This window comes from Actinomadura livida (assembly GCF_014648675.1).
Taxonomy (GTDB): Bacteria; Actinomycetota; Actinomycetes; order Streptosporangiales; family Streptosporangiaceae; genus Spirillospora; species Spirillospora livida.
On the sequence record NZ_BMRO01000002.1, the window covers coordinates 470,940 to 477,358 of the forward strand.

Below are 6,419 nucleotides of genomic sequence, written 5' to 3' on the forward strand. Positions count from 1 at the left end.
GCGAACCGGCGGCGTCGTCTGCTCCCCAGATCGACGCGCCGGACTCGATATCGAAGAAATGCAGGCGACCGGTGTCGACGCGGATCGTCACCGGGTCGCCGACCTTCACGCGGGTGCGCGGGCTGAACCGCGCGACGAGGTCCGTACTGGGGCTCTCCAGCTCCCCCAGCACGTCCGTGCCCGCGTCGCGGGCGAGCTCCCTGGTGTCCTCGGTGACGACCGGGGATGCCTCAATCGCGAAATGGACGAGCACGTCCGAGCCCATCGCCTCCACCAGGTCGGCGGTGGAGGTCAGGGTGGACCCCTCGGGGGCGTCCACGAGCTCGGAGTCCTCCATGTCCTCGGGGCGGATGCCGACGGCGACGTCTCGCCCGAGGTGTGACGCCAGGGCCGGGCGCTCGGTCAGCACGCGGGCCGGAAGCGCCAGGGTCGTGTCGCCGATCGTCAGGCGCGGGTTCTCCGCGTCCTCCGACAGCGTGCCCTGAAGCAGGTTCATGGCGGGTGAGCCGATGAAGCCGGCGACGAACAGGTTCACCGGCCGGTCGTACAGCTCCTGCGGCGGCGCGACCTGCTGCAGCTCGCCCTTCTTCATCACCGCGACCCGGTCGCCGAGCGTCATCGCCTCGGTCTGGTCGTGGGTGACGTAGATCGTGGTGACGCCGAGGTCGCGCTGGATCCGCGCGATCTCGGCGCGCATCTGGACGCGGAGCTTGGCGTCCAGGTTGGACAGCGGCTCGTCCATCAGGAACGCCTGCGGCTCGCGGACGATGGCGCGGCCCATCGCGACCCGCTGCCGCTGCCCGCCCGACAGGTTGCGGGGCTTGCGCGACAGGTGCTCGGTGAGGCCGAGGGTCTCCGCCGCGCGGTCGACCCGCTCCTTGATCTCGGCCTTCGGCAGCTTGCGCAGCGACAGCCCGAACCCGATGTTGTCGCGGACCGACAGGTGCGGGTAGAGGGCGTAGCTCTGGAACACCATCGCCACGTCGCGGTCGCGGGCGGGCACCCGGTTGACGACGCGGCCGCCGATGCTGATCTCGCCCTCGGAGATGTCCTCCAGCCCGGCGACCATCCGCAGCGCGGTCGTCTTTCCGCAGCCCGACGGACCCACCAGGACGAGGAACTCCCCGTCGGATATGTGGAGGTTCAGGTCGGTCACGGCCCGCGTGCCGTCGGGATAGACCTTCCCGACGCTGGTCAGATCGACCTCTGCCACGGCGTCTCCTCTTCGTTTACGGCACGGACTCGTCCGGCGCGGCGGGAACGGGCCCGCCGCACGGCAGGAACGCGACTTACCCCCGCGTAACACTGAAGGTGGTACATGGCCGACGCCCCGCCCCGCAACAGGCACGGTGCCCGCTGACCCATTTGGTGCGTAGATCGTTACCGACCTGTTCTTTCTGTGGAAAGATGTCGTCCGAAACGCCGCGGGGGCGCGGACGGAAACCCGTCCGCGCCCCACGCGTCCCAGGGGGGCCGAAGCCCTCGCTCAGCCCACGATCACGAGACCGCGTCCGGTGTGGTTCACCGACTCGTGGCCGTCCTCGGTGCACACGACGATGTCCTCGATGCGGGCGCCGTGCGGGCCCGGGTAGATGCCCGGCTCGATCGAGAACGCCATGCCCGGCTCCAGCGGCTCGCGGTTGCCGGCCACGATGTAGGGGTCCTCGTGCGACTCCAGGCCGATGCCGTGCCCGGTGCGGTGGAAGAAGTGCTCGCCGTGCCCGGCCGCCGCGATGAGGTCGCGGGCGGCGGCGTCCACCGCCTCGGGCGTCACGCCGGGCCGGACGGCCGCGCTGGAGGCCCGCTGCGCCTCCTCCAGCACCGCGTAGTACTCGCGGTACTCGGCGGGCGGCTCGCCCACGCAGTAGTTGCGGGTGGAGTCCGAGCAGTACCCGCTCGGCATCGTCCCGCCGATGTCGACCACCACCGGCTCGCCCGGCCGAATGACCCGGTCCGACGGCTCCGCGTGCGGGCTGGCGCCGTTCGGACCGGACCCCACGATCACGAAGTCGACGCGCGTGTGGCCCTCGGCGAGGATCGCCTCGGCGACGTCCCGGGCGACCTCGCGCTCGGTGCGGCCGGCCTTGATGAGGTCCGGGACGCGGCGGTGCACCCGGTCGATCGCCGCGCCCGCCTCGCGCAGCGCCGCGACCTCGGCGGCGCTCTTGCGCATCCGCAGCCCGCGCAGCACTCCCCCGGCCGCGACCTGCCCGGCGTCCGGCATCGCGGCGCGGAACCGCAGGGCCATGACCGCCCACATCCGGTCGCCCACGCCCACCGTCCGCACGCCGCGGGGCAGGCGGCGGGCGACGAGCTCGTACGGGTCGTCCGTCTCGTCCCAGGGCACCAGCTCCAGGCCGAGGGAACCGGCCGGCGACTCCTGCGCCGCGGGCAGCTCCAGCCGCGGCACGACCAGGAACGCCTCCCCCTCGGCCGGGACCACCAGGCACGTGAGCCGCTCCAGCTCCTTGGCGTCGTACCCGGTGACGTACCGCAGGTCCGGGCCGGGGGTCAGCAGCACCGCGCCGAGACCGGCCCGCGCCGCCGCGTCGCGCACCAGGCCGGGACGCTCACGCGGATACAACTCCGTTGTCACACCCGTCTCCAATCTCGCGTTCTTCTCCGGTACCAGGATCCCAGAGGCGCGCCCGCGCGCCGACGTCGTACCGGCGTGGCAGCATGTTCTCGCATGAGCGGGTTGATGCTGCTGGACACGCCGTCGCTGTACTTCCGCGCCTTCTTCGGGGTGCCCGAGTCGGTGACGGCGCCCGACGGGACGCCGGTGAACGCGGTGCGCGGGCTGATCGACATGATCGCGCGGCTGGTGCAGGACCGGTCGCCGGAGCGGCTCGTGTGCTGCATGGACGCCGACTGGCGGCCCGAGTTCCGGGTGGCGGCGCTGCCGTCCTACAAGGCGCACCGGGTCGCCGACGACGGCGGCGACCAGACCCCCGACGCGCTGGAGGCGCAGCTGCCCGTCATCGACGCGGTGCTGGACGCGTTCGGGCTCGCCCGCGCGGGCGTCCCCGGCTACGAGGCCGACGACGTCATCGGGACCCTGGCGACGCGGGGCGCGGCGGACGGGCCGGTCGACATCGTCACCGGGGACCGCGACCTGTTCCAGCTGGTGGACGACCGCGGCCCGGTCCTCGTCCTGTACACGGCGCGCGGCATCCGCAACCTCCAGGTGATGGGCGAGAAGGAGGTCGCGGCCAAGTACGGCATCCCCGGCCGCGGCTACGGCGACTACGCGACGCTGCGCGGCGACCCGAGCGACGGCCTGCCGGGCGTCCCGGGCGTCGGCGACAAGACCGCCGCCGCGCTGGTCACCCGGTTCGGGTCGGTCGAGGGGATCCTCGCCGCGCTCGACTCCGGCACCGCCGAGGGGTTCCCGGCGGGCGCGCGGCGCCGGATGGAGGCCGCGCGCGACTACCTGGCCGCCGCCGAGACGGTGGTGCGGGTCGTCACCGACATCGAGGCGCCGGTGCTGGCCGCGCTGGACGACCGGCTCCCCGCCGGGGCGCGCGACCCCGAGGCGCTGGTGGAGCTGGCCGACCGCTGGAACCTCGGCGGCCCCGTCAACCGGCTGCTCAACGCCCTGGCCCGGTGACGGGCGGGGCGGCCCGCCCGCCCCGATGCTGCAATTTTCGCCAAAAGTGTCAGATGACGCAGACAGGGCGTCCTTCCGCGTGCAACATCCTCATCGGTGAGGGGTTCTCATGGGCTCATGCACGATGCGCACGCGAGCGGCCGCCGTCCGGGCGGGGTCACGGACGGAACGGGCCGCATGAACGACCGGTACCCGCGGCACTGGGCCTCACCGCCCCACTCCCCCCAACTGCCGTGGGTACCGGTTCACGGCACGCCCGCGGCCGGGGACGCGCGGCGGTGAGCGGGCGGCCCGGGGGCGCGGGGGGCGGCGGGCCCGCCGCCGGCGTGTCCGACGCGTTCTGGGACGCGCTGGACGACGCGGAGCGGGCGGCGCTCCGGCGGGTCGCGCGGCCCCGCGGGTACCAGGCGAGGATGCCGCTGTGCTACCAGGGCGACGACTCCGACCACCTCATCGTCATCGAGTCCGGCTGGGCCAAGGTGACCTCGTCCGGCGCGGACGGCCGCGAGGTGGTGCTCGCCGTCCGCGGGCCCGGTGACCTGGTCTGCGAGAGCGCGGTCCTCGGCGGCCGGGAGCGGTCGGCGACGGTGGCGGCGCTCGGCCCGCTCCGGGCCCTGGTCGTGCCCGCGTCCCGGTTCACCGGCTTCCTGGACGCCCATCCCCGCGTGTGGCGGCTGGTCAGCGGCACGTTCGTGCGCCGCCTCGACGACGCGGGCCGCCGGCTGCAGGCGCACGTGTCCGCGCAGGGTGCGCGGCGGCTGGCGATCCTGCTGGCCGACCTGGCGGACCGGTCGGCGCCGCACAGCGCGCCGGACGTCTCCGGCGGGGTGGTGCTGGGCCCGCCGCTGTCCCAGGAGGAGCTCGGGAGCTGGATGGACGCCTCGCGGGAGACCGTCGCGCGGGCCCTCGCCACGCTCCGCGCCGAGGGCCTCGTCCGCACCGGCTGGCGGAAGATCATCGTGGTGGACCCGCCGAGGTTGCGGGCGTTCGCCCGGGATTCCGGGTAGCCACCGCCCGGCGCCTTTACATTGTAGATTTTTTAGCGGTCCCGCTGCGCGAAGGGCCGGGCACACGAAACCGCCGGGCCGCGCGACCCGGCGGGCGCGCGGCCCGGCGGCCGGACGGGTCCGGTGCGGGCGGGTCAGCGGCGGGCGCGGGTGCGGCCGCGGCCGCGCGAGCGCCAGTCGGTGCCGGCCCCGACCCCGCCGAGGTGCAGCGCGAGCAGCAGCAGGCCGAGCACGGTCAGCGTCCCGTTGTTGATGGCGTCCGAGGTGATGTCGGCCAGGTCGAACAGCAGGGCGAGCGCGAAGACGATCGCGGCGACGATCGCGAGCATTGTGGACCTCCGGTCGGTCGGGGACGTCTTCCCGCCCCTCGGTTGCCTACCGGATGTCCAGGTCAAGCCCCGGCAAACCGCGACCACATTCCGGTCAGCCGAAAATGCGTGAAGTGTGATGTCCGCTTTAGCGTCAGGCGGCGCTGGGCCGCAGGCCCTCGCCGAGTTCCTCGGTGAGGGCGGCGTTGAGGCGGTAGGCGGTCTTGACCTCGCGGATGACGCGCTCCTGCTCGGCGGCGTCCCAGGGAGCGGCGTCCAGGAGGTCGCGGTAGCGGTCCTTGTACGCCTTGGGCTTGCCCGGGAAGCGGTAGAAGCGGACGCCGTCGTCGCCCGCGGACAGGTCGAGCGTCTTGCGGACCTGCAGGCCGATGTACTGCCCGCCGGACAGGTCGCCCATGTACCGGGTGTAGTGGTGGGCGACGAAGCCGCCCGGCCAGGTGAAGCACACCTCGCGGAGCCGGTCGCAGTAGCGCGCGGTGGCCGCGCTGGGCTCGATCCTTGCACGCCAGCGGGGGCCGTAGAAGAACGCGAGGTCCGCCTCCAGCGCCTCGAGGCGGCGCAGCCCGGGGAGGTCGAACGGGCCGGCGGCGGGGTCCGCCGCCATCCGGTCGGCGGCCCCCTCCAGCAGTTCGTACACCGGGTGGAGCCGCGCCACCAGCACCGCGTACTCGTCGCGGCCGAGCCGGCCCTCGACCAGCGCGCTCATGTAGGCGGAGGTCTCGTTGTCGCCGTGGTCGCTCCAGGTCGCGGCCCTCAGCCGCGCCGAGAACGCCTCCGCCGTACCGGCGCCGTCCCCTTGCGCACCGTCCGTCCGAGCACTGTCCATCCGGCCCCTCCTTCATCCGGGAATTAGGCTAGCCTTACCTAACTTCCCTGGGAAGGTGTTGCGGCGAATCTTCCCGACGTGACGTCGGCTACTTTACCGACGCGCTGTCGGGAAAGTCCAGTCACGCGCTGAGCGCGGCGCGGGCCTCCTCGGTCATCCGGACGACCTCGCGCCTGACCTGGGGCCGCTCGGTGAGGCGCTCACTGAACGGGATCCGCACCCGGTGCTCGGCGCCGCCGTCGGTGACGGCGAAGTCGATGCCGCCGGCGTCCATGCCGGTCATCCGGGCCGCGGTCGCGCCGGGCCGGCCGGCCAGCGCCCGGCAGATCGTCAGGCAGTCGGCCGCGTGGTCGTCGTTCATGTGCCGCATGATCTGGTGCACGACGTCCTCGGTGAACGGGCCGGGGTCGGTCATGGAGCGTCCTTTCCTGCGGGCCGGTCGGCCAGCCCCTTGTAGATCCGGAGTGCGTTGCCGCCGAGGACCAGCGAGACGGTCTCCTCGTCCAGGCCGAGCGCGGCGACGGCGCGGGCGTTGCGGGCGATGCCGGGGACGCCCGGCCAGTCGGTGCCGTACACGAACCGGCGCGCGAGGCGCCGCAGGTCGTGCCGGGCGTAGTACTCGGGCAGCCGGCGCGGCGGCAGCCCGG

8 protein-coding genes are annotated in these 6,419 nt (G+C 73.6%); 2 read left to right on the forward strand and 6 right to left on the reverse strand.

Going from position 1 to position 6,419, the window contains the following annotated elements; genetic code table 11:
• Both IEZ03_RS05560 and IEZ03_RS05565 read right to left on the reverse strand, forming a co-directional pair.
• Nucleotides 1-1,213, reverse strand: a 1,213-nt coding sequence (locus tag IEZ03_RS05560) for an ABC transporter ATP-binding protein (protein WP_189241157.1), incomplete at its 3' end; no start/stop codon positions are given.
• A gap of 273 nt (nt 1,214-1,486) precedes the next feature.
• Nucleotides 1,487-2,596, reverse strand: coding sequence for a M24 family metallopeptidase (locus IEZ03_RS05565; protein ID WP_184884672.1), 1,110 nt, complete (start codon nt 2,594-2,596; stop codon nt 1,487-1,489).
• Nucleotides 2,597-2,689: 93 nt separating this feature from the next.
• On the opposite strand from IEZ03_RS05565, the gene IEZ03_RS05570 reads away from it, so the two are divergent.
• Together IEZ03_RS05570 and IEZ03_RS05575 are read left to right on the forward strand one after the other, a co-directional pair.
• Nucleotides 2,690-3,610 (forward strand): 5'-3' exonuclease, encoded by a 921-nt coding sequence (locus IEZ03_RS05570; protein WP_184884674.1) that lies wholly within the window; start codon nt 2,690-2,692, stop codon nt 3,608-3,610.
• Nucleotides 3,611-3,888: 278 nt separating this feature from the next.
• The gene (locus IEZ03_RS05575) at nt 3,889-4,617 is read left to right on the forward strand and encodes a Crp/Fnr family transcriptional regulator (protein WP_229808036.1); all 729 of its coding nucleotides are present in this window, start codon (nt 3,889-3,891) and stop codon (nt 4,615-4,617) included.
• A 134-nt stretch (nt 4,618-4,751) separates the two neighbouring features.
• Here the strand turns inward: IEZ03_RS05575 and IEZ03_RS05580 are convergent, their stop codons facing one another.
• The 4 genes from IEZ03_RS05580 to IEZ03_RS37590 form a co-directional block, all read right to left on the reverse strand.
• Complete coding sequence (locus IEZ03_RS05580) at nt 4,752-4,946, reverse strand: hypothetical protein (protein WP_131954178.1); 195 nt, start codon at nt 4,944-4,946, stop codon at nt 4,752-4,754.
• A 133-nt stretch (nt 4,947-5,079) separates the two neighbouring features.
• Nucleotides 5,080-5,772 (reverse strand): biliverdin-producing heme oxygenase, encoded by a 693-nt coding sequence (locus tag IEZ03_RS05585; RefSeq protein ID WP_184884676.1) that lies wholly within the window; start codon nt 5,770-5,772, stop codon nt 5,080-5,082.
• 121 nt (nt 5,773-5,893) lie between these two features.
• Entirely contained in the window at nt 5,894-6,187 is a 294-nt protein-coding gene (locus IEZ03_RS05590) for a DUF2470 domain-containing protein (RefSeq protein ID WP_184884678.1), read from the reverse strand.
• A partial coding sequence (locus IEZ03_RS37590; RefSeq protein WP_229808037.1) for an amidohydrolase family protein occupies nt 6,184-6,419 on the reverse strand: 236 nt, incomplete at its 5' end. The genes IEZ03_RS37590 and IEZ03_RS05590, both read right to left, overlap by 4 nt.

What these genes read in the sequence shown, in the direction of transcription:
- IEZ03_RS05570 (WP_184884674.1), top strand. Translation starts at nt 2,690, where the DNA reads ATGAGCGGGTTGATGCTGCTGGACACGCCGTCGCTGTACTTCCGCGCC.
- IEZ03_RS05580 (WP_131954178.1), bottom strand. Translation starts at nt 4,946, where the DNA reads ATGCTCGCGATCGTCGCCGCGATCGTCTTCGCGCTCGCCCTGCTGTTC.
- IEZ03_RS05585 (WP_184884676.1), bottom strand. Translation starts at nt 5,772, where the DNA reads ATGGACAGTGCTCGGACGGACGGTGCGCAAGGGGACGGCGCCGGTACG.
- IEZ03_RS05590 (WP_184884678.1), bottom strand. Translation starts at nt 6,187, where the DNA reads ATGACCGACCCCGGCCCGTTCACCGAGGACGTCGTGCACCAGATCATG.